The following is a 25,611-nucleotide window of genomic DNA, read 5'->3' as shown; positions in this document are numbered from 1 at the left end:
GATCCCGCTACGGCCTGCCTCGAAAGTAGGGCAGGCCGTAGTGGTGGAGCGCATCGGCAGGAGCCATTGATGACGAGGTCGCTTCCGTCAGCCCCTTCGCTCTTCGACAGCCGTCCGTTCGGCTTCGCGCAAGTCGCCGTCATTACGACCCCGATGGGACGGATGGTCCATGTCTCCGGGCAGGTGGCATGGGATACCGAACGGCGCATCATCGGTCGCGGTGACGTCGGGCGTCAGTTCGAGAAGTCTTTGGAGAACTTGGCAATCGCGCTTGCGTCCGCAGGCGGATCGCTTGACGACGTCGGCGCGCTTCGCCTCTACATCCGCGAGGAATATATGGGGGAGGGGCGCAGAATCGCAGAAGTGCTGAAGAGGACGTTTGGAGAGGCGTTGCCTTGCACGACCTGGATAGGGGTCCGGTGTCTCGCCGACGAGGCATTCCTGATCGAGGTAGAGGCTGCACCCGTTCTCCTACGCTCGGCTCCGTCCACGTGACTTAAAGGTCCCTCACTGCGTTCGGGATGACATCGTTTGTTTGATCGGCGCACTGCGCAAATTCCAACAAAATTGTCATCCCGAACGCAGTGAGGGACCTTTCGCTCTTGCGCGCTCGTGTGCGGCCGATGGGCGGCGGCACACAAAGAAAGGGCGCCGCGGTTTCCCGCGACGCCCCTTCGAGACAGTAGGCTGGTACCTGCTTAATGGGTGAGAGCCGCCGGGCCGCTGCCGGCCTGGACGGGGATCGCGCGGGGCTTCTTCTCCTCCGGGATCTCACGCTGCAGCTCGATCGTGAGCAGGCCGTTGGCGAGCTTCGCACCCGTGACCTTCACATGGTCGGCGAGCTGGAAGCGGCGCTCGAAGTTGCGGCCGGCGATGCCACGATAGAGATACTGCTTCTCTTCCTGGCCGTCGGTCGGCGCGGCCTGGCCGCTGACCAGAAGCTCGTTTTCCTTCTGGGTCACGTTCAGCTCGGCTTCGGCGAAGCCCGCGACCGCCATCACGATCCGGTAGGCGTTATCGCCGGCCTTCTCGATATTGTACGGGGGGTAGCCGTTGGCGCCGGACTGGCTGGCCACCGAGTCGAGCAGGTCGAAGACCCGGTCGAAGCCGACGGTGGCGCGATAGAACGGGGAATAGTCGACGGTACGCATTTGATCATCCTCTCTTGAGCGATGTTGGACGTTCCCGCCCCGAATGGGCGCTGGGAACGAGGTTGATTTGGGTGCGGGAAGAGCCGCTTCAAGGGCGGTAAAAATTTCCTTCGGCGGGGCTTGAACGGCAGGAAATGCTTCCTTCCGGGGAACCTTCGGAAATTCAACTCATGGCTAACGTGCGAGATATCGCCAAATCAAAGGCGGTAACCGCATGTCCAAGTTCATTCCCCGTTCCGAGGCTGCCTGGTGGGTCCTGTCGATCTCGCAGGCCGCCGGCATGCTCGGCCTCAACATCCTCTTGCGCGTGGCCGTGTCGTGAAGCACCTGCCGCTCTTCTTCGATCTCGCCGGCCGCAAGGTCGCGGTGGTGGGCGATGGCCCCAAGGCGGACCTGCGGGCCAATCTCGCGCGATCCGCCGGGGCCGAAGTCCTCACGCTCCACGGGCCGGTCACGGCCCGGGAGCTGCGGGGCGCCGTGGCGGTGTTCGTGGCCACCGAGGACGAAGCCGCCGATGCCGCGGCTCACCGTCAGGCGAAGGTGGCGGGCGTCCCGGTGAACGTCGCCGACCGGCCCGCTCTCTGCGACTTCATCATGCCGGCCATCGTCGATCGCGACGGGGTGGTCGTGGCGATCTCGACCGGCGGCGCGTCGCCCACCCTGGCAACTGTATTGCGCGGCCGGATCGAGGCCATGCTGCCCGAACGGCTGGGCTCTCTGGCGCGACTCGCCACGACGTTCCGCGCGCAGGTCAATGCACGGATCGCCGATCCCGCCGGACGTCGCGCCTTCTTGCGTCGGCTCATCGAGGGTCCGGCCGCGCGTCTGGCCCTGGCGGGCGACGAGGCCGGCGCGCGCCGGGTGGCGCTCGGCGAACTCGATGCGGCGCGCCGAAAGATGACGCCGACCGGGATCGCGCACATCGTGGGCGCGGGGCCGGGCGATCCCGATCTCCTGACCCTGAAGGCGGCGCAGCTGCTCCAGGAGGCCGACGCGGTCCTGCACGACGATCTCGTCCCGCCGGCCGTTCTGGCGCGGGCGAGGCGCGACGCCGAAATCGTCTCCGTGGGCAAGCGCAAGGGCCGCCCGAGCTGGGCGCAGGCCGACATCGATGCCGAGCTGGTGCGTCGTGTGCGCTCGGGCCAGACCGTGGTGCGGCTGAAGGCGGGGGACCCATTCATCTTCGGCCGCGGCGGCGAGGAGGTCGACGCGCTACGCGGCGCGGGACTCCCCTGGACCGTCGTGCCTGGCATCACCGCCGCGCTGGGCTGCGCGGCCGCGGCCGGTATTCCCCTCACGCATCGCCGGCACGCCTCGGCCGTGACCTTCGTCACCGGGCATGGCGCCTCGGACGGCAAGCCGCCGGCCTGGGCGGCACTGGCCGCCCAGGGCCATACGCTGGCGATCTACATGGGCGCCTCCGAAGCATCGTCCGTGCGCGACCGTCTGCTGGCCGCCGGCACCGCGCCATCGACGCCTGTCGCCATCGTCGAGAGCGGAACGCGGCCGGAGCAGCGTGTCTCGACCGGCCGGCTGGGCGACCTGCCGCGGCTCGCCGCCGCCCATTCCGGAGCCGGCACGGCCGGTCCCAGCCTGATCATCCTGGGGGATGTCGCGGCCTATGCCGCTGCATCCGAAATGCCGGCGCTCGCAAAGGTGTCCTGATGGCCAAGAATCTCAGCGGCGACCTGCAGGTCGCTTCCGCCAATCGCCTGGTCGACGGCATGGTGGTCTGGCTCGACGAGGCGGGGCAGTGGACGGATCGGCTCGAGCATGCGGCGGTCGCGCGCGACACGCGTGGAGCCGAAATCTTGTTGGAACGCGCCCGCGCCGAAGCCTTCACCGTGGTGGATCCGTTCCTCGTGGCGGTGACCGAGGACCACGACGGCACGGTCGAACCGCTGTCCTTGCGTGAAAAAATCCGCGCCTCGGGCCTGACCTTCCAGGCCATCGCGGCCGATGCGGTGCGCTATGCCTGACACCCACTTCTACAAGTATGACGACTACGACCGGACTCTCGTCTCCGAGCGGGTCGACCAGTTCCGGGACCAGGTGCGGCGCCGGCTGGCCGGTGAGTTGACCGAGGAGCAGTTCAAGCCGCTGCGCCTGCACAACGGGCTCTACCTGCAGCTCCATGCCTATATGCTGCGGATCGCCATCCCCTACGGCACGCTGTCGTCGCGGCAGTTGCGCAAGCTCGCCGAGATTTCGCGCAAGTACGATCGCGGCTACGGCCATTTCACGACGCGCCAGAACCTGCAGCTAAACTGGATCAAGCTGGAGGAGGCGCCCGACGCGCTGGCGGCGCTGGCCGAAGTCGACATGCATGCGATGCAGACTTCGGGCAACTGCATCCGCAACGTGACGGCCGACCACTATGCCGGCGCGGCGATCGACGAGATCGAGGATCCGCGCATCTGGGCTGAGATCGTCCGCCAGTGGTCGACGCTCCATCCCGAGTTCACCTTCCTGCCGCGCAAGTTCAAGATCGCCATCACCGGCTCGCCGAACGACCGCGCCGCGGTGCGGGTGCACGACATCGGCTTGCGCCTGTGGCGCAACGAGCAGGGCGAGGTCGGCTTCGAGGTGATCGTGGGCGGCGGCCTCGGGCGAACGCCGATGATCGGCAAGACGCTGCGGGCCTTCCTGCCCAAGGACGAGTTGCTCGCCTATCTCGAGTCGACGTTGCGCGTCTACAATCGCTACGGCCGTCGCGACAATCTCTACAAGGCCCGCATCAAGATCCTCGTGCACGAAGTCGGCGTCGAGAAGATGCGGGAAGAGGTGGAGGCCGAGTATGCCGTGAACCGCGACGGCGCCCTCAGGCTGCCGCCCGCGACGATCGAGGCGATCGCCCGCCAGTTCGCGCCGCCGGCGCTGCCGCCGCGTCCCGTTGTATCGGGCGACGTCGAGGCGCAGCGGCTCGACGATCCCGACTTCGCGCTGTGGCTCAAGTCCAACGTCGCGCCGCATCGCGTGCCGGGTTACGCCATCGTGACGGCTTCGCTGAAGCCTGCCGGCTCACCGCCGGGCGACGCCAGCGCGGCTCAGATGGAGGGGGTCGCGGACATCGCCGAGGCTTACAGCCAGGCCGAGCTGCGGGTCAGCCACGAGCAGAACCTGATCTTCCCCCATGTCGCCGTGGCGGACCTTGCCCGGGTCTACCGCTCGCTGGCGGTGCTGGGCTTCGCCGAGGCCAATGTCGGCAAGATCACCGACATCATCGCCTGCCCGGGCCTCGACTATTGCGCCCTGGCCAACGCGCGTTCCATCCCGGTGGCGCAGCGCATCTCCAACCACTTCGCGAGCCTCGCGCGGCAGCACGATATCGGCGATCTGAAGATCAAGATTTCGGGCTGCATCAATGCCTGTGGCCACCACCATGTCGGCCATATCGGCATCCTGGGCGTCGATAAGAACGGCGTCGAACTCTACCAGATCAGCCTCGGCGGCGACGTCGATTTCGGCCGGACAGCGATCGGCTCGATCCTCGGCCCCGCCGTGACGGCCGACAAGGTGGTCGAGACCGTCGACGCGATCGTCGCGACCTATCTCGAGGCGCGTCGGGAAGGCGAACGCTTCGTCGACACCTACCGGCGCATCGGCGCCCAGCCCTTCAAGGAGAAAGTCTATGGCTCTCTATAGCGAAGCGGGCCTGCCCGCATCCTACGTTGCTCTGCCCTTCGCCCAGTGGAAGGCGCGGCCCGAGTGGCCCGCGGTGTCGCTGGCGAACACGGATCCGGTCGAGGAACTGGCGCCGCATGTCGGGCGCCTGCGCCTGGTCGTTCTCGAGTTTCCCAAGTTCAGCGACGGCCGGGCCTACAGCCAGGCCCGCCTGCTGCGCGGCCGCTTGGGATATCACGGCGAATTGCGGGCCACCGGCGGGGTCCTGCAGGACCAGATCGCCTTCATGCTGCGCTGCGGCTTCGATTCCTTCGAAAGCGAGCAGCAGGGTTTCGGGGAAGCGCTTGCGAGGGCGCGCACGCTGTTCAGCGTCGTGTACCAGCCGGCCGAGGACGACCAGGTCCCGGCCTCGCTGCGCCGGCTCGGGCAGGCGAACGCCGCCGCCTCCTGATCAAGGCTCGCCCTTGGACTCCGTGTCGAGCCAGGTCAGCGCTTCGTCGGACGTGTCGAAAATGCGGGCCTGGCCTTCGAACTTGCCGAGATTGATGTAACGCTTGGCGAGTTCCGCGCCCACCCCGGGCCTGGGGACGAGAGCCAGAGGCCCGCGCCTCGCCAGGGTGGCGTAGGCGGCGGCACGAGCTCCCAGCATCATGACGTCCTTGTCGTCGTAGGTCCCATCGCCCTGGCTTCCGTCGAACAGCTTGCGATAGGTGAGGGCCTCCTGCGCCACGACGGCATCGGTGAAATTCTCGATGTCCTTAAGGGTTATGACCCCCAGTACACGGGCGTGAACGAGGCGCTTTTCGTGGTCGATCGTATATTCGATGGGCATGCGCGGACTTTAAGCAAACTCCGCGGCGAACGTCGAGCCGCTTGGCGGTTCCGGCAACGTCGGATAAGCTTTCCCCAATAGCCGGGGACACACCGGCGGGAGGAAGCGACATGATCAAGGGAGCAACGGGCGCCGTGCTGGCGCTCGCGCTGGGCTGGTGTGCGCTTGCGATGCCGGCCTCGGCGCAGACCTTCGTGAACATCCGCTCGCAGGACGCTCCGAAGTACGATCCCCACAGCAACACGTCGAGCGGCATGGGGCATCCCATGTTCATGATGGGCGACACGCTGGTCGCCCTCGACTGGGACCTGAAGAGCGTCCATCCCTTGCTGGCCAAGTCGTGGACGATCTCGGACGACCGGCTGACCTATACATTTTCGCTGCGGGACGACGTGACCTTCTGCAGCGGCAAGAAGTTCACCGCGGCCGACGTGATCTATTCCTTCACCCGGCTGGCCGATCCCTCGGCCCGCTGGCCCTTCTATTGGCGCCTGGGCGAGATCGACAGTCTGACGGCGCCCGATCCCCACACGCTCGTCTACAAGCTCAAGCGACCGCATTCCGAACTGTTGGTCGATCTGGCCAACTTCGCCGCGACCATCATCAACAAGGACAATGTCGAAACACTCGGCGCGGACTTCGGCGTCAAGGGGTTCGACGGCACCGGGCCTCTCTGCTGGGAGAGCTGGCAGCCGCGCAAGGAACTCGTGCTGAAGCGGCACGATGCCTACAAATGGGGCCCGACCGGCGTCTATGCGAACAAGGGGCCGGTCAAGTACGAGAAGATGGTCTGGCGCATCGTGCCGGAGGAGACGACGCGCATCGCCACGATGCTGTCGGGGCAGGCCGACTTCTGTCACTGGAACCCGCTGCAGGCGATCGAGAGCTTCAAGAAGGCGCCCAATCTCGCGGTCTACGAGCCGACGGCCGACTTTGCGATGTACTACTGGGGCCTGAAGAGCACGCGCGAGAACCTGCAGGACAAGCGGGTGCGCCAGGCGCTCGCCCACCTCGTCGACCGCGAGCAGATCAACAAGGCCATCTTCTTCGGCCAGGCCGAGACGGCGCGCTCGCTGGTCCATCCCAAGGCGCTCGACTTCGAGCCCGCGACGCTCGACGTGCTGACGACGCGCGATCCGGAGAGGTCGAAGAAGCTGCTCGACGAGGCCGGCTGGACGGTGGGCGCCGACGGTTTCCGCTACAAGGACGGCAAGAAGCTCGAACTGCTGATGTATTCCTACACGGTGGGGCAGAATCCCAAACTGTCGGAGGTTCTGCAGGGGGCCGCCCGGGCGGTCGGGATCGACATCAAGATCCAGACCTGGGACCCCACGGTCTTCTTCCAGAAGATCGCCCAGCAGGACTATGACATCTGGACCCTGTCTGTGCCCTACACGTCGGCCGGCGACCAGATGTACCTCTACTACCACTCGAAGAACCGGCCGGTGCCCAATCGCATGATGTGGAACGATCCGGAGACCGACCGCATCCTCGATGCCGGGCGCACGGCGACCAACGACACCGACCGGGCGAAGTACTTCAAGGAGATCCAGCGCCGCATGCATGACGAGGCGCTGATGATTCCGGCGGCGCATTCGAGACTGTTCCTGGTCGCCAAGAAGAGCATCAAGAACGTGCGCTCGCACGGCATCTACAGTGCCGCCCTCTACAAGGGGCTGGACGTCCAGCCCTGACTTCGGGATCGTGGGGCATGACCACGATCTACGGCATCAAGAACTGCGACACGATGAAGAAGGCGCGCGCCTGGCTGGACGGCAAGGGCGTCGCCTATGAGTTTCACGACTACAAGAAAGCGGGGATCGAGCGCGACCGCCTGGAAGGCTGGGCGCGCAAGGTCGGCTGGGAGACGCTGCTGAACCGGGCCGGCACGACCTTCCGCAAGCTGCCCGACGAGGAAAAGCAGGGGCTGACAGAGACCAAGGCGGTCGAGCTGATGATTGCCCAGCCCTCCATGATCAAGCGGCCGGTACTCGAGGCCGGCGGCAAGCTGCTCGTCGGCTTCAAGCCGGAGCAGTACGAAACCCTCGTCTAGGCACTCCGCGCCGGGCGCGCCGGCTTGCACGCGAGAGCGATGCACTCGACATGACGATGGTCGGTGCCGCAACAGCCGCCGAGAACGTTGATCTGCGGGTTGGCGCGAACGATGTCGCGATACTGGTGCGCGAGTTCGACGGGATCGCCGGCGTCGAGGTCCGGCGAGTCGTTCAGCTCCCGGTGACTGCGACGCGACGCGTTCGCCCGCAGACCACGCAGGCGCTGTGTCCAGGGCTGCTCCGGGTCGATTGCGCCTTCGAAGTGGGAGGGATGGGCGCAATTGAGCATGTAGTAGGCGGGCGCGCTCGTGGTCGCCTCGTCGACGAGGGCGATGGCCTCGCTCAGGGCTTGGCCTGTGGGAAGGCGGCCGTCGGTCTCCACCGTGAAGGAAATTGCCACCGGCATTCCGGCCCGGCGCGCGGCGCGGGCGATGCCGATCGCCTCGCTCGTATTGGTCATGGTGATGGCGCTGACCATGTCGGCCCCGGCATCTGCGAAGGCGTTCACCTGTAACGAATGGTAGGCCTCCGCCGTCTCCTCCGACATGATCTCGCCCGGCACGTAGCCGTCGCCGCGCGGCCCGATACAGCCGCTGACGACCATGGGCGACGCCGGGGCTTCATGCGCCTCCCGCATTTCCTGCATCAGAGTGATCGCGTCGGTGTTGGCGGCGGAAATCTCCGCGATCGAGTAGCCGAGCCTCGCGCCCCAGTCGGCGCTTGCCCGCCAGGTCGGGCTCTCGAGCACGAATCCCAGGGCGTTCCGACGTGCGATATCGATGAAGCGTTCGTAATAGTGCGTCAGCGCTCGGCGGCCCTTGGCGTCGCGCATCAGGGGGAAGGCCGCGAAGAGGGGCAACTCCAGCCCGTCGTCGAAGATGAGGCAGGTCTCGAGACCGCCGTCGGTCAGGAAGAGGCCGCCGTTCTCCTGCGGCAGCCGGTGACGGTATGCGGCGGTCGTCTTCATCATGTCCTCTCTTCGCGGCCGCGCCGGCCGGTGCTATCGGCGCAAGATCATGATGAAAACCATTTAATCCCAAATGGTTATATCAGGTAATTGACACTTCACGAGAAATCGCGAAAGATCAGGCCATAAGGCCTTGTAAGGCCATGATAATTGATTCTCTATGGCTGCTTTCGCGGCTCCCCTCATTTTTTCGAGGTCTGAAATGAAAATCGCTGTTTCCCTTCTCGTGCTGCCACTCGCTCTGTCCGTTGCCGCCTGCGGCGATACCTGGGGCGAACGTGCGGTGACCGGTGGCGGCATCGGTGCAGGCACCGGCCTGGCGGTCGGCGCGATCGCCGGCTGGCCCCTGGTTGCGCCCGTGCTGGTTGGCACCGCGGTCGGTGCGGGCATCGGCGCGGCCACCACGCCGAAGAAGTAGAGTCAGCCGAGCAGAAGCTTCAGCTTGCGGTCGAAGACGCGCAGCACGTCTTCGAGGGTGTCCCCGTGCGCCAGCTTGCGCGGGCCGTTGTACACCATATAGCTGCCGCCACCGCCGCCCGGGACCTTGGCGATGGCGAACAGGGGCTGCTCCGCGGTGTGGCGAAAGATCGAGAAGATCGCCATGCCCGGCCGGAAGTCGATGGCATAGTCGCGCCATTCCCCAGATGCCACACGCATGCTGTACAAACCGAGGAGCCGCGACAGTTCCCGTTTGTCGAACGAGACGATTCGGCGCCGGGCCCGCTGATCGGCCAAACGGTACAGGTTGCTCATGCCGTCGCAATTTCGAACATGTCAGTTGCGTGAATTCTTGCAGAACCGCCGGTGGGGGTAAAGCGTCGCCGCCCCCTATTCGGTTGTTTGCCAAAGCCGGGGTAGGGGGCTATGAACCGCCGCTGAAGCTGTTGATATTCCGCGATATTCCGGGAGCACTACGTGTCCGACTCCGCCGCGTTCCATGAAATCGACGAGGCCGTCCGCAAGGACGAGATGAGGGAGTGGTGGAGCCGTTATGGGACCTGGGTGGTCGCGGGCGCCGTGATCCTGGTCGTGGCCGTCACGGGTTTCGTGGGCTGGCGACAGTATGATCAGGCGCAGCGTGCCGCCGCCAGTGCCACCTATTCGGCGGCCCTGGCCCAGATCGCCACAGATCCCGCAGCGGCCCGGGCCGAGCTGGAAAAGCAGGCCGCCAACGCCGTTCAGCCCTACCGGTCCCTCGCTGCCCTCACCGCCGCGCAACTGCGCGCGACGCTGGAAGAGCAGGTGACGGCACTGGCCGCCGTGGCGCCCGGCCTGTCGGCGAGCGAACTCAGCGACCTCGCTCTCGTGATCGCCGCCTTCAAGAGCATCGACACACCCAAGGCCGAAGAAATGGTGGCCCGGCTCGAGCCGCTCGCGGGCCCCGATCGTCCCTTCCGGCTGAGCGTCCGCGAACTGCAGGCCATGCTCGCGGTGCGCAAGGGCCACACCAAGCGAGCGAAGGAACTGTGGAACGAGATCGCCAAGGATCCGGCCGTGCCGCAGGGCGCATCCCAGCGCGTTTCGGCGATGCTCAATCTCTACGGCGGCGCGGAGGCGAAATAGTCCGATGTTGAGCGTAGTGCGCGTGTTCGATCCCCGATTCCTTCTCGCCGCCGTCCTCCTGGTGGTCTCCCTTTCCGGTTGCGATATCTTCGACAAGAAGAAGACGGCGCTGCCGGGCGAGCGCATTTCCGTGCTGGGAGATCGCAAGGACCTCGAACCCGACAGCGAGGCCGCAAACATCCAGATCGTGCTGCCACCGCCCGTGGTCAACGAATCCTGGCCGCAGTCCGGAGGCTTCGCCAACAATGCGATGCACAATCTGGCGATCGGCGCCTCGCCCCAGATCATCTGGACGGCCGATGTCGGCGCGGGCAGCGGCACAAGCCGCATCCTGACCACGCCACCGGTCGTCGCCGAGGGCAAGGTGTTCGCCAAGGATGCGCAGGGCACGGTGTCGGCCTTCAACGCCGACACGGGCGCGCTGCTCTGGCGAGTCACGCTGGCACCGGAGAAGGCGCGCGACTCCGACGAATTCGGCGGCGGTCTCGCCTACTACGGCGGGCGCCTCTTCGTGACGACCGGCTTCGCGGCGGTCTATTCGCTCGATCCGGCGACCGGCAAGGAGGACTGGCACTCGACCGTCAGCGCGCCGGTGCGCGGGGCGCCGCTGGTGTTCGGTGACCGGGTCTTCGTCATCGCGATCGACAACAAGATGCATGCCCTGGCCGCATCGGATGGTTCCGACCTGTGGCAGTTCTCCGGCCTGCAGGAGACCTCGGGCTATGTCGGAGGCAACAGCGCGGCAGGCTCGGGCGATCTCGTCGTGGCGCCCTTCACGTCTGGCGAACTCGCTGCCCTGCGTATCGACAATGGCCGGCCGATCTGGAACGAAACGCTGATCGGTGCGCGTGCCGACGTGCGGGCCTTCGGCAATCTCGCCGACATTCGCGGCCGCCCCGTCATCGACCGCGGACTCGTGATCGCCATGGGCTCGGGCGGCCAGATCGCCGGCGTCGACCTGCGCTCCGGCCAGCGCCAGTGGGACCGCAATATCGGCGGCAGCCAGACGCCGTGGCCGGCAGGCCGCTTCCTCTTCATCGTCACGGGCAACGCCGACGTGGTGGCCATGGTCCGCGACACGGGCAAGATCCGCTGGGTCACGCCGCTCACCCAGTTCGAGGATTCCAAGAGGCACGTCCCGGTCCTGTGGGGTGGTCCGGTGCTGGCGGGCGACCGCCTGCTGTTGACCAGTTCGCTGGGCGACCTGCTCGTCGTTTCGCCTTACACGGGCGAGATCATGGGCAAGATCGACGTGCGCGACCGTGTGCGCCTCGGTCCCGTCATCGCCAACCAGACCATCTATGTCCTTACAGACTCCGGGCGACTCATTGCCCTCCGCTGATCAACTCTCTCCCCCGCAGACGCTGCGTCGGGTCGCCATCGTCGGTCGTCCCAACGTCGGCAAGTCGACGCTCTTCAATCGCCTGGCTGGCCGGCGGCGCGCCATCGTCGACGACACACCGGGTGTGACCCGCGATGTGCGCGAGCAGCCGGCCCAGCTCGGCGATCTGGCCTTCATGCTGCTCGACACGGCAGGGTGGGAAACCGCCGGTGGCGAGGCCCTCGAGGCGCGCATGCGGCGCTTCACCGAGCGAGCGATCGACGGCTCGGACGTCGTGCTGTTCCTGATCGATGCCCGCTCCGGAATCCTGCCGCTCGACCAGAGCTTCGCCAGCTGGCTGCGCAAGCGCTCGGCCAAGGTGATCCTGGTCGCCAACAAGTGCGAAGGCCGTGCCGGTGCGCAGGGGCTGGCCGAGGCGCATGGGCTGGGCCTCGGTGAACCGATCCCGGTTTCGGCCGAACACGGTGAGGGGCTGAGCGACCTGCACGAGGCGCTGAGCCGCTACATCGAGCCGATGCCGGATGAAGACGAGGCGGCCGAGGCCGACGCGAGCGACCCCGATCTCGACGACGTGCCGGAGGGGCGGCCGCTGCTGCTGGCCATCGTCGGCCGGCCGAACGTCGGCAAGTCGACGCTGCTCAACCGCCTGGTCGGCGAGGAGCGCGTCCTCACCGGACCAGAGGCTGGAATCACCCGCGATTCCATCCGGGTGGAATGGGAATGGCGGGGCCGTCCCGTGCGCCTGGTCGACACGGCCGGCATGCGCCGCCGCAGCCGCATCGACGCCAAGCTGGAGGCCGCCTCGGTGGCCGATTCGCTGGACACGATCCGGCTCGCCGATGTGGTCGTGGTCGTGCTCGATGCGGCCGACATGGCCGAGAAGCAGGACCTCAACATCGCCGGCTGGGTGATCGAGGAGGGCCGCGCGCTGGTGATCGCGGTCAACAAGACCGACCTGCTGGCCGACGACCAGTCGGCATCGTCCAAACAGTGGCGCAAGCTGCGCGACCGCCTGGAGTCCTCCTTCGCGCAGGTCAAGGACGTGCCGATCGTGGGCTTTTCGGCGCTCACCGGACGCGGTGTGGAGCGCCTCCTGCCCAAGGTCTTCGAGACCTACGAACTGTGGAACAAGCGGGTCACGACACCCAAGCTCAATCGCTGGCTGCGCGAGATGGAGACGCTGCATCCGCCGCCGCTCGCCCCCAACGGCCGCCGGATCCGCCTGCGCTTCATGACCCAGATCAAGCGTCGGCCGCCGACCTTCATCCTGTCGGTCAGCCAGCCGCAGGAGCTGGGCAACGACTATCTGCGCTTCCTGACGAATCGCCTGCGCGACGATTTCGACCTGCCGGGCGTGCCGATCCGGCTCAGCATGCGCAAGCCCAAGAACCCCTACGAAGGCCGCCGCAAGCCGCAGCGGTAGGGGGCTGGGCGGAGCCCCGCCCGGGGAGCCTCAGGACATTGCCCCCGGCAATGTCCGGGAGCGGTCGAAGAACGAGCGATCACACGCAGCCACCCGTATCCGGCCGCATTGCGGCCGATGGTGGAGAGGCGCCTTGCCCCGCACCGACCTGCTGCCCTAGGCTTCATTCCAAGAAAGTCGAAATAACGAGCTGCACCGCAGCCGCCGACGGGATGAAAGGGCAGAAGCATGGATATCCAGTACGTAGCGCCGAGAACGCTCGATGAAGCGGTTCGGGCGTTTGCCGCGGCCGCCGGCGCCGGCCGTATCCTGGCCGGCGGCACCGACCTCCTGGTGCAGATGCGCAACGGCGTCGTCGCGCCGGGCACGATCGTCGACATCAAGAAGATTGGCGAGCTGACCTCGATCGAGGAGACGAAGGAGGGCGGCTTCCGCATCGGCGCGGCGGTGTCGGGCGCCGTGCTGCGCGAGCATGCGAAGCTGAGCAAGGTCTGGCCGGGCGTCGTCGAGGCCACCAACCTGATCGGCTCCACCCAGGTCCAGGGGCGGGCCACGCCGGGCGGCAACCTATGCAACGGCTCGCCGGCGGGCGACAGCGTGCCCGCCATGGTCGCAGCCGGCGCGATCGTTACCCTCCAGGGCCCGAACGGGCGTCGTGAGATGCCGGTCGAGAAGGTGCCCAAGGGACCGGGCCGGCTCAACCTCGAACCCGGCGAGATCGTCGTTTCCTTCACCCTGCCGCCGCGCGGCAAGGGCTCGAGCGATGCCTATCTCCGCATGATCCCGCGCACCGAGATGGACATCGCCGTGGTCGGTTGTGGTGTCAGCCTCACGATGGAAGGGGGCACCTGCACCGCGGCGCGCGTCGGCCTCGGCGCCGTCGCGCCGACGGTCCTCCTGGTCGAAGAAGCGGCAAAGGCGCTGATCGGATCGAAGCTGGACGAGGCGGCGCTGGCGAAGGCTGCGGCCGCCTGCAGCGCGGCCTGCCGCCCGATCGACGACAAGCGCGGCACCATCGCCTATCGCACCAAGGTCGCCGGCGTCCTGCTGAAGCGCACCACCCTGATTGCCGCCGAACGCGCGGGAGGAAAGTAGGACCATGGCAAAGCTTCACGTCTCGACCACGATCAACGGCGAGCCGCAGGAATTCCTCTGCGATGCGGATCAGAGCATGCTCGACGTGCTGCGCGGGCCGCTCGGCCTGACCGGCGCCAAGGAAGGATGCGGCACCGGCGACTGCGGCGCCTGCACGGTCACCCTGAACGGACGCATCGTCTGCTCCTGCCTGATGCTGGCCGCCGAAGCCGAGGGGCAGAAGATCGGCACCATCGAAGGCATGGCCGGCGAGGAGCTGCACCCGCTGCAGCAGAAGTTCCTCGAGTCGGCCGCCCTCCAGTGCGGCATCTGCACGCCGGGCGTCCTGATGGCCGCCAAGGCCCTGCTCGAGAAGAACCCGGATCCGACAGAGCACGAAGTCCGCTTCTGGCTGGCCGGCAACCTGTGCCGCTGCACCGGCTACGACAAGATCATCCGCGCCGTGATGGACACCGCCGCCGACATGAGGGCCGCACGATGAGCACGAACGGAAACACCACAGACACCGCCAACGACAACAAGTGGATCGGCAAGCGCACGGTCCGTCCCGACGGTGCCGACAAGGTGACCGGTCGTGCGGCCTATGCCGCCGACACGACCATGCCGGGCATGATCTGGGGCAAGGTGCTGCGCAGCCCGCATCCGCACGCCCGCATCAAGTCGATCGACACCAGCAAGGCGGAAGCCCATCCCGGCGTGAAGGCGGTGATGACGGCCAAGGACATCGTGAACTTCCCGATCGAGAAGTCGGTGATGCTGGGTATCCAGGACATGCGCTGGATGTGCCGCAACGTCATGGCGCGCGAGAAGGCGCTGTTCGCCGGCCATCCGGTCGCGGCGGTCGCCGCGACCACGGAGAAGATCGCCGCGGAGGCCTGCAAGCTGATCGAGGTCGAGTACGAGGTGCTGCCCTTCGTGATCGACGTCGAGGAGGCGATGAAGCCCGAGGCGCCGATCCTGCACGACTTCATCACGTTCAAGGACAAGCCCTCCAACATCGCCGGCACGCTGGAGCACAGACTGGGCGATATCGGCGAGGGCTTTGCCAAGGCCGACATCGTCATCGAGCGCAGCTTCCGCACCCAGCCGGTGCACCAGGGCTATATCGAGCCGCATGCCTGTCTGGTGAGCGTCTCCGACGGCAAGGCCACGATCTGGAGCTCCAGCCAGGGCCAGTTCATGGTCCGCGCGATGTGCGCCTACCTGACCGGTCTGCCGCAGAACGACATCCGCGCCATTCCCGCCGAGATCGGCGGCGGCTTCGGCGGCAAGACGATCATCTATCTCGAGCCGCTGGCGCTGATTCTAGCGAAGAAGTCCGGCCGTCCGGTGAAGATGACCATGAGCCGCGCCGAGGTGTTCCATGCCTCGGGCCCGACCTCGGGCTCGTACAGCACGGTCAAGCTGGGCGCGACCAAGGACGGCAAGCTGGTGGCGGCACAAGGCACCTTCTGCCTGCAGGCCGGCGCGTTGCCGGGGTCGCCCATCCGCGGCGCGGCGGGCTGCGCCTTCGCGCCCTACGACATCCCGAACGTGCATTCGTTCGGCTACGACGTCGTGTCCAACCGCTCGAAGGTCGCGGCCTATCGCGCGCCCGGCGCGCCGATCGGCGCCTATGCCGTGGAGTGCGTCATGGACGAGGTGGCCGAGGCGCTGAAGATGGATCCGCTGGATTTCCGTCTGAAGAATGCCGCCAAGCAGGGGACCAAGGCCGCCCATGGTCCGGTCTATCCGCGCATTGGCTTCGTCGAGACGATCGAGGAAGCGCGGAAGCACGCGCACTACACGACGCCGCTGCCCAAGGCCGGGAAGGGCATGCTGTACGGCCGCGGCGTGGCCTCGGGCTTCTGGTTCAACGCGGGCGGCGAGTCGAGCGCCCAGGTCAACATCAACGAGGATGGCACGGTGGTGGTCATCACCGGCCATCCCGACATCGGCGGCTCGCGCGCCGCGACGGCCAACATCACCGCCGAACTGCTGGGCATCGACTACAAGAAGGTCTCGGTGCTGATCGGCGATACCAGCGTCATTGGCTTCAGCAACCTGACCGGCGGCAGCCGCGTGACCTACGCCTCGGCCATGGTCGTGACGCAGTCGACGGAGCGGGTGATTACCCAGCTGCGCGAGCGCGCCGCCAAGATCTGGAAGATCGATCCCGACGCGGTCGTCTGGGAAAACGGCGAGGCCCGGCCGGCCGGCGACAACGCCGGCAAGTTCGAGCCGCTCAGCCTCGGACAGATCGCGGCACAGGCCAGCGCCACCGGCGGACCCATCGGGGCCGGCCAGCAGCTCAACACGACGGGTGCCGAAGGCGGCTTCGCCACCCACGTCTGCGACGTCGAGGTCGACCCCGACCTCGGCATCGTGCGCGTGCTGCGCTACACGGCTGTCCAGGATGTCGGCCGCGCCATCCATCCCAGCTATGTCGAGGGTCAGATCCAGGGCGGCGCCGCCCAGGGAATCGGCTGGGCGCTGAGCGAGGAGTACATCTACAACAAGGACGGCAAGCTCGATAATCCGAGCTTCCTGGACTACCGCATGCCGGTGAGCTCCGACTTGCCGATGCTCGATTCGGTGATCCTGGAAATCCCGAATCCGAAGCATCCGCAGGGCGTTCGCGGTGTCGGTGAAGTCCCGCTGGTGCCGCCGCTCGCGGCGGTCTCCAACGCGGTCTATGACGCGCTCGGCCGCCGCTTCTACAGCCTGCCGATGTCGCCGCCGAAGATCCTGGCGACGATGGACATGGCGGCGGAATAGCGGATCTGGTGACGGCCTCGCGCCGTCACCCTTTCACGAAGATGGCGGCGCCTCAGCTGACGCTGGGGCGCTGCTCGAGGGCCGCGTCTCCCGCGACCCATTCGCCGTTCATCGTGCAGGCCGGCATCGCGAGCCGGATCAGCGATTCGCCATGCGCCTGGGGCGGGATCTGCTGGGCCTCGTCCTCGCCCGGGAAGGCTTCGCGGCGCATGAAGGTGCGCATCGGACCGGGGTTGAAGAGATTGACCTTCACCTGCGTATGCGCGACCTCGGCGGCGTAGATGCCCACCATCATGTCGAGCGCGGCCTTGCTCGTGGCATAGGCGCCCCAATAAGGGATGATGCGGCGCGAGGCTCCCGAGGTCACGAAGATGGCGCGGCCGGCGTCGGAGCGGCGCAGCAGCGGGTCCATCGAGCGGATCAGGCGCCAGTTGGCGGTCACGTTCACCGCCATCACCTGCTCGAACACCTTGGGCTCGAAATGGCCGATCGGCGAGAGCGTGCCCAGGATGGCGGCGTTGCCGAGCAGCACGTCGAGGCGGCCGAAGCGATCGAACAGCGCTTGGCCCAGCCGGTCGATCCCGGGCCCGTCGGTGACGTCCAGTGGTACGAGAGTGGCGGACCCGCCGATCGCCTTGATTCGGTCGTCGACCTCCTCGAGGCCGCCGACGGTTCGGGCGACCAGGACACAATGGGCACCCTCGGCGGCGTAGGCGAGGGCGGCCGCGGCACCCAGGCCGCGCGAGGCGCCGGTGATCAGCGCAACACGCCCGGCGAGGCGGCCGGTGGCGGCTTCGGTCATGGCTCCGACCTCAGGCCGATTCGACGAGGAGGGAGAGCTGACGATCCTCGACGCCGGTCACGTCGTCGAGCGCGATCGGATAGTCGCCGGTGAAGCAGGCATCGCAGAAGGCCGGATCGGCCGGGTCACGTCCCGGCAGGCCCATCGCGCGATAGAGACCGTCGATCGAGACGAAGGCCAGCGAATCGACTCCGATGAACTTCGCCATGCCGGCGACGTCGTAGCGCGAAGCCAGAAGCTTGTCCTTGTCCGGCGTATCGATGCCGTAGAAGCAGGGGTCGGTCGTCGGTGGCGCCGCGATGCGCATATGCACTTCCTTGGCGCCGGCGTTGCGCACCATCTCGACGATCTTCATCGAGGTCGTGCCGCGCACGATCGAGTCGTCGACCAGGATGACACGCTTGCCCTCGATATGGGCGCGGTTGGCGTTGTGCTTCAGGCGCACGCCGAGATGGCGGATATGGTCCGCCGGCTCGATGAAGGTACGGCCGACATAGTGGTTGCGGATGATGCCGAGTTCGAACGGCAGGCCCGACTCCGCGGCATAGCCGATCGCGGCGGGCACGCCGGAATCCGGCACCGGGACGACCACGTCGGCCGGGATCGGGCTTTCCTTGGCCAGCTCCCTGCCGATGCGCTTGCGCGCATCGTAGACGCCGATGCCCTCGACCCTCGAATCGGGCCGCGCGAAATAGATATGCTCGAACACGCAGAAGCGGCGCTTCTGCTTGACGAAGGGCTTGATCGACCTGAGGCCATTGCCGTCGACGATGACGATCTCGCCCGGCTCGACGTCGCGCACGAAGCGGGCGCCGATGATGTCGAGGGCGCAGCTCTCCGAGGTCAGGATCCAGGCATCGTCGAGGCGGCCGATCACGAGAGGCCGCACGCCCATCGGGTCCCGGACGCCCAGCAGCGCCTCGTTGGTGAGCAGCAGGAGGGAGTAGGCGCCCTTGACGCGACCCAGCGCGTCGATCAACCGGTCGACGACGGTCGAATAGTTGGACCGGGCGATCAGGTGGTTGATCACCTCGGTGTCGGTCGTCGACTGGAACAGGCAGCCGATGCGGACCAGCTCCTTGCGCAGGAGGTAGGCGTTGGTGAGATTGCCGTTATGCGCCAGGGCGAGGCCGCCGAAGTCGAAATCGGCGAAGATCGGCTGGATGTTGCGGTCCGAAGAGCCGCCCGTGGTGGCGTAGCGATTGTGGCCGATCGCCGAGTAGCCGACCAGCTTCTCCATGACGGCCTGGGTGCCGAAGATGTCTCCGACCAGGCCGGCGGCGCGATGATTGTGAAAGAGCCGGCCATCGTAGGTTACGATCCCGGAAGCTTCCTGCCCGCGATGCTGGAGGGCATGGAGGCCAAGCGCGGTGTGCGCGGCGGCATCCGACGTCCCGTAGATGCCGAACAGCGCACATTCCTCGTGAAACTTGTCGAGGTCGTCTTCGGAGCGTTTCAGGGGAGTATGCACGGCGGGGTTATAGCTGGGGTGTCGCCGCGACGCTATCAAGTATAGCTCACTGCGGCGGTTTGGTTTCCCCGGGTGCGGCCGGTGCCGCGGGGGCGGCGGGAGTGGCATCCGACGGGGTGACGGTCGGAGGCGCGGCGCGCGGCGCGGCCGTCGACGGCGCGGGAATGACGCCGCTTTCCATGCCCGGTCGTTGCAGGCGGTTGCGGAATCCGGTCGGCAGTTGCGGCTCCACGAAGGTCGCCATCTCACGGATCATCGGAAAGCTCGCGGAGCCTTCGACCGCGGGCGGCAGCTGGCGGGGACCCAGATAGCCGTAGAACAGGAAGGCCGTTCCCATCGCGACCCACGCGCACAGCACGCCGAATCCGGCGCCGAGGATCCTGTCGGGCCGTCCGAGCGGGCCGGTCCGGATCGACCTGGATACCACGCTGGTGAGCATGATCAGCACGATCAACGCTCCCACGAAGACGACGAGAAGGGAGATGAAATAAGACAGTTCTGCGCTGCCGACGAGCTTCAGGACCTCCGGCTCGACGACGTTCGAGAAGCGCCAGGCGACCCAGCCGGCGCCGATCCACGAGGCGATGAACAGGATGGCGTGGGCGAAGCCAGTGGACATCCCAATGAGCGCTCCGAACACGGCGATGACGATCACGGCCACGTCGAAAACGGTAATTCCCAGCTGCTCCATAGACCCCGTTCGCTCCGTCCCGTCAGTGTTGATCCCGGTCGCGCCGGCGGTCCCCCGGACCTGCGGGGGCTCCCTCGCGCCGGCCACCTTTTAGAGGCCGATCAGCCGGTTGGAAACGCGCCACAAGGTCCGATAGATGCTCAATTTCGTCAATGGCGATGCCATCCGGGGCGCGCGGAGCGGGTCCCGAGCCGCTACGAACCTGCGGGACCAGTGCACTCCGGAACCCGAGTTTCGCCGCTTCCCGCAAACGGGCCTCGCGCTGGCCCACCGGCCGGACTTCGCCGCCCAGCCCGATCTCGCCGAACACCACCATGTCGCCCGGCACCTGCTCGTCGGCCAGGGAGGAGATGACGGCTGCGGCCACGGCAAGGTCGGCCGCCGGTTCGCCGATCCTGAGGCCGCCCGCGACGTTCAGGTAGACGTCGTTGGCGCCGACCGTGACGCCGCAGCGGGCCTCCAGCACGGCCAGGACCATGGCTAGCCTGTTCGAATCCCAGCCAACCACGGCGCGCCGCGGCGTGGCGAGGGAGGACGGGCTGACCAGCGCCTGGATCTCGACCAGCAGCGGACGGGTGCCCTCGATACCGGCAAAGACGCAGGTTCCCGAGACGTGGCCCCGGCGGTCCGCAAGGAACAGGGCCGAGGGATTGGCGACGTCGGAAAGCCCGCGGTCGGACATCTCGAAGACGCCGATCTCGTCGGTCGGGCCGAAGCGGTTCTTGACCGTGCGCAGGATGCGGAACTGATGGCCGCGCTCGCCCTCGAAGTAGAGGACCGTGTCGACCATGTGTTCCAGCACCCGGGGACCCGCTATGGCGCCGTCCTTGGTGACGTGGCCGACCAGCAGCACGGCGATGCCGCGCCGCTTGGCGAGCTCGACGAGGGCCTGCGCCGAGGCACGCACCTGGGTGACGGTGCCGGGCGTCGAATCCACGGTGTCGAGCCACATCGTCTGGATCGAATCGATCACCGCCACTTTCGGCGCGTCCGGCTGCTCCAGCGAGGCCACGATGTCACGCACCGAGGTCGCGGCGACCAACTGGACGGGCGCGTCGGCCAGGCCCAGCCGTTCGGCCCGCAGGCGGACCTGGTCGACCGCCTCCTCACCGGAAATATAGGCGCAGGCGGTGTGCTGTCTGGCGAGTGCCGCCGCCATCTGCAGCAACAGGGTCGACTTGCCGATGCCCGGGTCGCCGCCGATCAGCAGCGCGGAGCCCACGACCAGGCCGCCGCCGCACACGCGATCGAATTCGTTGATGCCGCTCTTGAGGCGCGGCGGCTGCGGCGTCGAGCCGGTCAGGCCCGTGAACTCGAGCAGGCGTCCTTTTCCGCGGCGGGCCATCGCGCCGCCGGCCGGGCCCGGCGCGGGAGCGGCCTCCTCGACGATGGTGTTCCACTCGCCGCAGGATTCACAGCGCCCGCTCCACTTGGACGTGACCGCGCCGCAGGACTGGCAGGCGTAGCGCTTGAGCGGCCGTGCCATTGTCAGAGCTTCCGGACCTGCATCCGGATCGGACCCTCCGCCCGGCCGTGGATGAACTGGTCCACATAGGCGTTCCCGGAGTGGTCGATGTCCGCAACGGGGCCCTGCCAGATCAGCTTGCCCTCGTGCAACATGCCGATGCGGTGGCCGATCTTGCGGGCGCTCGCCATGTCATGGGTGATCGAGATCGCCGTGGCGCCCAGACTGCTGACGGATTTGACGATCAGATCGTTGATCACGTCGGCCATGATCGGATCGAGGCCGGTGGTCGGCTCGTCGAAGAAGATGATCTCGGGTTCGCGCGCGATGGCGCGGGCGAGCGCCACGCGCTTCTGCATGCCGCCCGACAATTCCGAGGGGAAGAGGTCGCCGATTTCCGGCCCGAGGCCGACGGCGCCCAACTTGGCGACGGCAACTTCACGGGCCTGATCGGGGGCCATGCCGTCGCTCTGGATCGGTCCGAAGGCGACGTTCTCCCAGACGCGCAGGGAATCGAACAGGGCGCCGCCCTGGAACAGCATGCCGAACTTGCGCATGACTCGTGCGCGGTCGCGATCGGACAGGCCGCTCGTCTCCTCGCCATCGACCTTGATCGAGCCCTGGTCCGGTTTCAGCAGGCCGAGGATGCATTTCAGCAGCACCGATTTGCCCGTGCCCGATCCGCCGATCACGACCATCGATTCGCCCGGCGCCACGTCCAGTTCGATTCCCTGCAGCACCTTCTTGGGCCCGAAGGCCTTGGTGACGCCGCGTAACGAGATCTTGGGGGAGGCCATGCGGAGGGGAGCCGATCAACGCGCGAAGAAGGCTTCGGTGATGAAGTAATTGAAGGTCAGGATCAGCATCGAGGCGGAGACCACCGCGCTGGTGGTCGCCTTGCCGACGCCCTGGGCGCCGCCGCGCGACCGATAGCCGTGATAGCAACCCATCAGCGTGATCAGGAAGCCGAACACCGCCGCCTTGACCAACCCCGAGAAGACGTCCTGGAACTGCAGGAAGTCGAGGGTATTGCGCAGGTAGGCGGCATCGTTGAAGTCGAGCTTGTAGACGCCGATCAGGAAGCCGCCGAGCACGCCGATGATATCGGCGACCAGCACCAGGACCGGCAGGGTGAGGACGCCCGCGATGAGGCGGGGGGCGACGAGATATTTGAACGGATCGGTGGAGAGCGTCGTGAGCGCGTCGATCTGCTCGGTGACGCGCATGGTACCGATCTCGGCCGCCATCGCGGCGCCGACGCGGCCGGCGACCATCAGGGCCGCAAGGACGGGCCCCAGTTCACGGGTCAGCGAGACCACGACGACGTTGGGGATGGCGCTTTCGGCGGAGAAGCGCGCGAAGCCGGTATAGCTCTGCAGCGCCAGCACCATGCCCGTGAAGATCGCCGTCAGCCCGACCACGGGCAGCGAGTAGTAGCCGATCTCCATGATCTGCCGGAGGATCTGCCGGCGGTAGTAGGGCGGTTGCAGACCCTGCCTGATCGCCTTGAAGGCAAAGGCGGTGACGCTGCCGATCGCCTCGAGGAAGGCGAGCGTCATGCGGCCCAGGACCGTGAACAGGGGAATCGTCACGCCGGTTCTCCCGTTTCGTCGGCCGGCGCCTCGGCGAAGCGGTCGACATAGGCGCGATGATAGCGCCGGCCCAGCGCGGTCATGACCTCATAGGCGTTCGTCCGCGCATGGTCCGCGAGAATCTCCGGCGTGAGGTGCGACCCGAGTATTTCGATGGTGGCACCGGGCTGGCAGTCGGCTTCGGGCACGTCGGTCACGTCTATGGTCACGAGGTCCATCGAGATGCGGCCGATCACGGGCACGGTGTGTCCGGCGAGATGCACGAAAGTGCGATTTCCGAGGTTGCGGAAATACCCGTCCGCATACCCCAGCGCAATCGTGGCGATCCGGCTGGGCCGGGCCGAGCGCCAGGCACCGCCATATCCCACGGTCTGGAAGGCATCGATCTGGCGCGTTTGGAGGATCCGGACCTGCAGGCTCACGACTTCCAGCATCGGGTTGGGCTGGCCGGGCAGGGGGTTGATGCCGTAGAGCGCCGCGCCGGGACGAAGCAGATCGAAATGATAGTCCGGTCCCAGGAAGATGCCCGATGAATTGGCGAGCGACGTCGGTGCCCCCGGCATCGCCCGGACGAAGGTGCGAAAGCGTGAGAGCTGCTCGCCGTTGATCGGATTGGACGGTTCTTCCGAAGAAACCAGGTGGCTCATGATCAGTGCGAGGCGCAGGCCGCGCAGTCGGCCGCGCTCGTTGATCAGGACCTGCGCGTCCTCTGCACCGAATCCCAGGCGGTGCATGCCGGTGTCGAGATGCACGACGGCGTCGAGCGCCAGATTGAAGCGCTGGGCGGCGGCCCGCCAGGCGTTGAGCTGTCCCAGGTGATTGAGCACGGGGACGAGGCGGTGCTCCACGAAATCCCCCTCGGTGCCGGGAAGTAGCCCGTTCAGCACGTAGATGGGCGGTTCCGGCAGCACCCGGCGCAGCGCGATACCCTCCTCGATATGGGCCACGAAGAACTGCCGGCAGCCCTCGGCCGCCAGCAGGGGACCGACCACGGTCGCCCCCATGCCATAGGCATCCGCCTTCAGGACGGCGGCGCAGTCGACCGGGCGGCCGGTGGCGCGTCCGGCATCGCGCAATCCCCGCCAGTTGGCGGCGATCGCGCCCAGATCGATTGAAAGGATCGCGCCGGCGCGGCGCGCCGGATCATCATCGGCAAGGATTGACACGCGGCGACCTTAGAACGCGGACACGGGCTCGTCAGCAACGCCATCGAGGTTGCCGAACTTCGTGAACTGTCCTTCGAACGACAGGCGCACGATGCCTGTGGGACCGTGTCGCTGCTTGGCCACGATGACCTCGGCCTTGCCGTAGGTCGCCTCGCAGCGCTGCTTCCAGTCGTCGTGACGCTCGTTGAACTTCTGGTCGCTTTCCTCGGCGCGTCGCGCGGGCTCGGCCCGGGTCAGGTAGTATTCCTCGCGATAGACGAACATCACGACGTCCGCGTCCTGTTCGATCGAGCCCGATTCACGAAGGTCGGAAAGCTGAGGCCGCTTGTCCTCGCGTTGCTCCACGGCGCGCGAAAGCTGCGACAGCGCGATCACCGGCACGTCGAGTTCCTTGGCGAGCGTCTTCAGGCCTCGTGTGATCTCCGAAACCTCCTGCACGCGGTTCTCCTGGCGACTCTTGCCGGACGGATTCAGGAGCTGGAGGTAGTCGACGATGATCAGGCCGAGACCGTGCGTGCGCTTCAGGCGGCGGGCGCGGGTGCGCAGTGCCGCGATCGACAGGGCGGGCGTGTCGTCGATGAAGAAGTTGAGATGCTCGAGGTCGTGGCTGACGTTGAGGACCCTGTCGAATTCGTGGCTCAGCACCTCGCCGCGGCGGATCTTCTCCGAGGAGATCTCGGCCTGCTCGGAAAGCATTCGGGTGGCGAGCTGTTCGGCCGACATTTCGAGCGAGAAGAAACCGACCACAGCGCCATCCACGGCCTTGGGGTGACCGTCGACGATCTCCTCCCGGTAGGCCTTCGCGGCGTTGAAGGCGATGTTGGTGGCCAGCGCGGTCTTTCCCATCGATGGGCGGCCGGCGAGGATCAGCAGGTCGGAGCGGTGAAGGCCGCCCAGCAGCTGGTCGAGATTGAACAGACCGGTGGCCACGCCGGTTAGCTTGCCTTCGCGCCCATAGGCGGCCTCGGCCGCCGTCACGGCCTCGGTCAGGGCCATGCGGAACGGCTTGAAGCCGCCCTCGGTCTGGCCGGTCGTCGCAAGGTCGTAGAGCTTCTTTTCGGCGACCTCGATCTGCTGCAGCGCGGTCTCGTCGACGTCGCCGGAGAAGGCGCCGTTCACGACGTTCTCGCCGAGGTCGATGAGCTGGCGGCGCAGGTAGAGATCGTGGACGGCGCGGCCGAAGGCGGCGGCATCGATCACATGCACGGAAGCTGCGGCGAGCCTGGCGAGATAGGCCGCCCCGCCGGCCTCCTTCATTGCCGGGTCCTGCTCGACATAGGTCTTGAGCGTGACGGCGCTCACGACCTGGCCGCGCTCGATCAGGCGCGACAGCGAATCGAAGAGCTTGCCGTGCAGCGGGTCGGCGAAATGTTCCGGCCGCAGGAACTCCGCGACGCGCTGGTAGGCGGCGTTGTTGATCAGGATGGCGCCCAGCAAGGCCTGCTCGGCCTCGAAATTGTGCGGCGGCTCGCGCAAGCGAGCATCTTCGGCGCCGGGCAGGCGCGTGACGTTCGAGGTGTCTTTCAGCGGCTCCATCGTATTGTCTTTGCCCAAGATGGGAGGGGGATCACAGCGCAAAGAATCAGAGCGCGAGCTTATCCAGAGCTTAGCGAGGA

The 25,611-nt window shown here is 66.8% G+C and carries 26 protein-coding genes; 14 read left to right on the top strand and 12 right to left on the bottom strand.

The window, feature by feature from the left end; genetic code table 11:
* Positions 1 to 69 precede the first annotated feature (69 nt).
* Positions 70 to 495 (top strand): RidA family protein, encoded by a 426-nt coding sequence (locus ACO07K_RS13310; RefSeq protein WP_422036410.1) that lies wholly within the window; start codon positions 70 to 72, stop codon positions 493 to 495.
* A 203-nt stretch (positions 496 to 698) separates the two neighbouring features.
* Here ACO07K_RS13310 and ACO07K_RS13305 read toward each other — a convergent pair whose 3' ends face one another.
* Positions 699 to 1,151, bottom strand: coding sequence for an Hsp20 family protein (locus tag ACO07K_RS13305; RefSeq protein ID WP_422036409.1), 453 nt, complete (start codon positions 1,149 to 1,151; stop codon positions 699 to 701).
* A gap of 318 nt (positions 1,152 to 1,469) precedes the next feature.
* On the opposite strand from ACO07K_RS13305, the gene cysG reads away from it, so the two are divergent.
* From cysG to ACO07K_RS13285, 4 genes are read left to right on the top strand one after another with little or no spacing between them, the layout of a single operon-like run.
* Positions 1,470 to 2,816 carry a siroheme synthase CysG gene (gene cysG / locus ACO07K_RS13300; RefSeq protein ID WP_422036408.1) on the top strand — a complete coding sequence of 449 codons (1,347 nt, stop codon included), beginning with the start codon at positions 1,470 to 1,472 and terminating at the stop codon, positions 2,814 to 2,816.
* Positions 2,816 to 3,130, top strand: coding sequence for a DUF2849 domain-containing protein (locus ACO07K_RS13295; protein WP_422036407.1), 315 nt, complete (start codon positions 2,816 to 2,818; stop codon positions 3,128 to 3,130). Before cysG ends, ACO07K_RS13295 begins: the two co-directional genes overlap by 1 nt.
* Positions 3,123 to 4,796 carry a nitrite/sulfite reductase gene (locus tag ACO07K_RS13290; RefSeq protein ID WP_422036406.1) on the top strand — a complete coding sequence of 558 codons (1,674 nt, stop codon included), beginning with the start codon at positions 3,123 to 3,125 and terminating at the stop codon, positions 4,794 to 4,796. Before ACO07K_RS13295 ends, ACO07K_RS13290 begins: the two co-directional genes overlap by 8 nt.
* On the top strand, positions 4,783 to 5,226 hold the full coding sequence (locus tag ACO07K_RS13285; RefSeq protein WP_422036405.1) for a DUF934 domain-containing protein: 444 nt from the start codon (positions 4,783 to 4,785) through the stop codon (positions 5,224 to 5,226). The genes ACO07K_RS13290 and ACO07K_RS13285 overlap by 14 nt, the downstream gene beginning before the upstream one ends.
* Here the strand turns inward: ACO07K_RS13285 and ACO07K_RS13280 are convergent, their stop codons facing one another.
* Positions 5,227 to 5,607, bottom strand: coding sequence for a hypothetical protein (locus tag ACO07K_RS13280; RefSeq protein ID WP_422036404.1), 381 nt, complete (start codon positions 5,605 to 5,607; stop codon positions 5,227 to 5,229). It lies immediately after the preceding gene.
* Positions 5,608 to 5,717: 110 nt separating this feature from the next.
* Between ACO07K_RS13280 and ACO07K_RS13275 the strand changes: the two genes are divergently transcribed.
* Both ACO07K_RS13275 and ACO07K_RS13270 read left to right on the top strand, forming a co-directional pair.
* Complete coding sequence (locus ACO07K_RS13275; RefSeq protein ID WP_422036403.1) at positions 5,718 to 7,301, top strand: ABC transporter substrate-binding protein; 1,584 nt, start codon at positions 5,718 to 5,720, stop codon at positions 7,299 to 7,301.
* 17 nt (positions 7,302 to 7,318) lie between these two features.
* Complete coding sequence (locus ACO07K_RS13270; protein WP_422036402.1) at positions 7,319 to 7,660, top strand: ArsC family reductase; 342 nt, start codon at positions 7,319 to 7,321, stop codon at positions 7,658 to 7,660.
* Here the strand turns inward: ACO07K_RS13270 and ACO07K_RS13265 are convergent.
* Positions 7,657 to 8,631: a homocysteine S-methyltransferase family protein gene (locus tag ACO07K_RS13265; RefSeq protein WP_422036401.1), complete on the bottom strand. Its 975-nt coding sequence runs from the start codon at positions 8,629 to 8,631 to the stop codon at positions 7,657 to 7,659. The genes ACO07K_RS13270 and ACO07K_RS13265 overlap by 4 nt on opposite strands.
* Positions 8,632 to 8,830: 199 nt before the next feature.
* Here ACO07K_RS13265 and ACO07K_RS13260 point away from each other — a divergent pair, with 199 nt between their 5' ends.
* Entirely contained in the window at positions 8,831 to 9,046 is a 216-nt protein-coding gene (locus ACO07K_RS13260) for a cell envelope biogenesis protein OmpA (RefSeq protein ID WP_422013122.1), read from the top strand.
* 2 nt (positions 9,047 to 9,048) lie between these two features.
* Here the strand turns inward: ACO07K_RS13260 and ACO07K_RS13255 are convergent, their stop codons facing one another.
* Positions 9,049 to 9,381, bottom strand: a complete 333-nt coding sequence (locus ACO07K_RS13255) for a DUF2794 domain-containing protein (RefSeq protein WP_422036400.1) — start codon at positions 9,379 to 9,381, stop codon at positions 9,049 to 9,051.
* A 162-nt stretch (positions 9,382 to 9,543) separates the two neighbouring features.
* On the opposite strand from ACO07K_RS13255, the gene ACO07K_RS13250 reads away from it, so the two are divergent.
* The 6 genes from ACO07K_RS13250 to ACO07K_RS13225 all read left to right on the top strand — a co-directional run bounded on the left by ACO07K_RS13250 (position 9,544) and on the right by ACO07K_RS13225 (position 16,808).
* Entirely contained in the window at positions 9,544 to 10,191 is a 648-nt protein-coding gene (locus ACO07K_RS13250) for a tetratricopeptide repeat protein (protein ID WP_422036399.1), read from the top strand.
* A gap of 22 nt (positions 10,192 to 10,213) precedes the next feature.
* On the top strand, positions 10,214 to 11,533 hold the full coding sequence (locus ACO07K_RS13245; protein WP_422036398.1) for a PQQ-binding-like beta-propeller repeat protein: 1,320 nt from the start codon (positions 10,214 to 10,216) through the stop codon (positions 11,531 to 11,533).
* Positions 11,520 to 12,956 (top strand): ribosome biogenesis GTPase Der, encoded by a 1,437-nt coding sequence (der, locus tag ACO07K_RS13240; RefSeq protein ID WP_422036397.1) that lies wholly within the window; start codon positions 11,520 to 11,522, stop codon positions 12,954 to 12,956. Before ACO07K_RS13245 ends, der begins: the two co-directional genes overlap by 14 nt.
* Positions 12,957 to 13,190: 234 nt before the next feature.
* Positions 13,191 to 14,051, top strand: a complete 861-nt coding sequence (locus ACO07K_RS13235; protein WP_422036658.1) for an FAD binding domain-containing protein — start codon at positions 13,191 to 13,193, stop codon at positions 14,049 to 14,051.
* A 4-nt stretch (positions 14,052 to 14,055) separates the two neighbouring features.
* The gene (locus ACO07K_RS13230; RefSeq protein WP_422036396.1) at positions 14,056 to 14,532 is read left to right on the top strand and encodes a (2Fe-2S)-binding protein; all 477 of its coding nucleotides are present in this window, start codon (positions 14,056 to 14,058) and stop codon (positions 14,530 to 14,532) included.
* A complete protein-coding gene (locus tag ACO07K_RS13225; protein ID WP_422036395.1) occupies positions 14,529 to 16,808 on the top strand; it encodes a xanthine dehydrogenase family protein molybdopterin-binding subunit in 2,280 nt (759 codons plus the stop codon). The genes ACO07K_RS13230 and ACO07K_RS13225 overlap by 4 nt, the downstream gene beginning before the upstream one ends.
* A 52-nt stretch (positions 16,809 to 16,860) precedes the next feature.
* On the opposite strand, the gene ACO07K_RS13220 is transcribed toward ACO07K_RS13225, so the two are convergent.
* Genes ACO07K_RS13220 through ACO07K_RS13185 form a run of 8 tightly spaced genes read right to left on the bottom strand, consistent with a single transcriptional unit; the run spans position 16,861 to position 25,531 of the window.
* A complete protein-coding gene (locus ACO07K_RS13220; RefSeq protein ID WP_422036394.1) occupies positions 16,861 to 17,610 on the bottom strand; it encodes an SDR family NAD(P)-dependent oxidoreductase in 750 nt (249 codons plus the stop codon).
* A gap of 10 nt (positions 17,611 to 17,620) precedes the next feature.
* Positions 17,621 to 19,081, bottom strand: coding sequence for an amidophosphoribosyltransferase (gene purF / locus ACO07K_RS13215; protein ID WP_422036393.1), 1,461 nt, complete (start codon positions 19,079 to 19,081; stop codon positions 17,621 to 17,623).
* A gap of 46 nt (positions 19,082 to 19,127) precedes the next feature.
* Positions 19,128 to 19,772 carry a CvpA family protein gene (locus ACO07K_RS13210; RefSeq protein WP_422036392.1) on the bottom strand — a complete coding sequence of 215 codons (645 nt, stop codon included), beginning with the start codon at positions 19,770 to 19,772 and terminating at the stop codon, positions 19,128 to 19,130.
* Positions 19,773 to 19,794: 22 nt separating this feature from the next.
* On the bottom strand, positions 19,795 to 21,258 hold the full coding sequence (gene radA / locus ACO07K_RS13205) for a DNA repair protein RadA (protein WP_422036391.1): 1,464 nt from the start codon (positions 21,256 to 21,258) through the stop codon (positions 19,795 to 19,797).
* Positions 21,259 to 21,260: 2 nt separating this feature from the next.
* Positions 21,261 to 22,034, bottom strand: coding sequence for an ABC transporter ATP-binding protein (locus ACO07K_RS13200; protein WP_422036390.1), 774 nt, complete (start codon positions 22,032 to 22,034; stop codon positions 21,261 to 21,263).
* A 15-nt stretch (positions 22,035 to 22,049) separates the two neighbouring features.
* Positions 22,050 to 22,829 (bottom strand): MlaE family ABC transporter permease, encoded by a 780-nt coding sequence (locus tag ACO07K_RS13195; protein ID WP_422036389.1) that lies wholly within the window; start codon positions 22,827 to 22,829, stop codon positions 22,050 to 22,052.
* Positions 22,826 to 23,995 carry an alanine racemase gene (gene alr / locus ACO07K_RS13190; protein ID WP_422036388.1) on the bottom strand — a complete coding sequence of 390 codons (1,170 nt, stop codon included), beginning with the start codon at positions 23,993 to 23,995 and terminating at the stop codon, positions 22,826 to 22,828. The genes ACO07K_RS13195 and alr overlap by 4 nt, the downstream gene beginning before the upstream one ends.
* 9 nt (positions 23,996 to 24,004) lie before the next feature.
* Positions 24,005 to 25,531 carry a replicative DNA helicase gene (locus ACO07K_RS13185; RefSeq protein WP_298315984.1) on the bottom strand — a complete coding sequence of 509 codons (1,527 nt, stop codon included), beginning with the start codon at positions 25,529 to 25,531 and terminating at the stop codon, positions 24,005 to 24,007.
* Between the last annotated feature and the right edge of the window lie 80 nt (positions 25,532 to 25,611).

This window comes from Reyranella sp. (assembly GCF_965228225.1).
Lineage (GTDB): Bacteria > Pseudomonadota > Alphaproteobacteria > Reyranellales > Reyranellaceae > Reyranella.
This window is presented reverse-complemented; position numbering and strand designations above follow the sequence as displayed.

What these genes read in the sequence shown, in the direction of transcription:
- ACO07K_RS13310 (WP_422036410.1), top strand. Translation starts at nt 70, where the DNA reads ATGACGAGGTCGCTTCCGTCAGCCCCTTCGCTCTTCGACAGCCGTCCG.
- ACO07K_RS13305 (WP_422036409.1), bottom strand. Translation starts at nt 1,151, where the DNA reads ATGCGTACCGTCGACTATTCCCCGTTCTATCGCGCCACCGTCGGCTTC.
- ACO07K_RS13295 (WP_422036407.1), top strand. Translation starts at nt 2,816, where the DNA reads ATGGCCAAGAATCTCAGCGGCGACCTGCAGGTCGCTTCCGCCAATCGC.
- ACO07K_RS13290 (WP_422036406.1), top strand. Translation starts at nt 3,123, where the DNA reads ATGCCTGACACCCACTTCTACAAGTATGACGACTACGACCGGACTCTC.
- ACO07K_RS13285 (WP_422036405.1), top strand. Translation starts at nt 4,783, where the DNA reads ATGGCTCTCTATAGCGAAGCGGGCCTGCCCGCATCCTACGTTGCTCTG.
- ACO07K_RS13280 (WP_422036404.1), bottom strand. Translation starts at nt 5,607, where the DNA reads ATGCCCATCGAATATACGATCGACCACGAAAAGCGCCTCGTTCACGCC.
- ACO07K_RS13275 (WP_422036403.1), top strand. Translation starts at nt 5,718, where the DNA reads ATGATCAAGGGAGCAACGGGCGCCGTGCTGGCGCTCGCGCTGGGCTGG.
- ACO07K_RS13270 (WP_422036402.1), top strand. Translation starts at nt 7,319, where the DNA reads ATGACCACGATCTACGGCATCAAGAACTGCGACACGATGAAGAAGGCG.
- ACO07K_RS13265 (WP_422036401.1), bottom strand. Translation starts at nt 8,631, where the DNA reads ATGATGAAGACGACCGCCGCATACCGTCACCGGCTGCCGCAGGAGAAC.
- ACO07K_RS13260 (WP_422013122.1), top strand. Translation starts at nt 8,831, where the DNA reads ATGAAAATCGCTGTTTCCCTTCTCGTGCTGCCACTCGCTCTGTCCGTT.
- ACO07K_RS13255 (WP_422036400.1), bottom strand. Translation starts at nt 9,381, where the DNA reads ATGAGCAACCTGTACCGTTTGGCCGATCAGCGGGCCCGGCGCCGAATC.
- ACO07K_RS13230 (WP_422036396.1), top strand. Translation starts at nt 14,056, where the DNA reads ATGGCAAAGCTTCACGTCTCGACCACGATCAACGGCGAGCCGCAGGAA.
- ACO07K_RS13225 (WP_422036395.1), top strand. Translation starts at nt 14,529, where the DNA reads ATGAGCACGAACGGAAACACCACAGACACCGCCAACGACAACAAGTGG.
- ACO07K_RS13220 (WP_422036394.1), bottom strand. Translation starts at nt 17,610, where the DNA reads ATGACCGAAGCCGCCACCGGCCGCCTCGCCGGGCGTGTTGCGCTGATC.
- ACO07K_RS13210 (WP_422036392.1), bottom strand. Translation starts at nt 19,772, where the DNA reads ATGGAGCAGCTGGGAATTACCGTTTTCGACGTGGCCGTGATCGTCATC.
- radA (WP_422036391.1), bottom strand. Translation starts at nt 21,258, where the DNA reads ATGGCACGGCCGCTCAAGCGCTACGCCTGCCAGTCCTGCGGCGCGGTC.
- ACO07K_RS13200 (WP_422036390.1), bottom strand. Translation starts at nt 22,034, where the DNA reads ATGGCCTCCCCCAAGATCTCGTTACGCGGCGTCACCAAGGCCTTCGGG.
- ACO07K_RS13185 (WP_298315984.1), bottom strand. Translation starts at nt 25,531, where the DNA reads ATGGAGCCGCTGAAAGACACCTCGAACGTCACGCGCCTGCCCGGCGCC.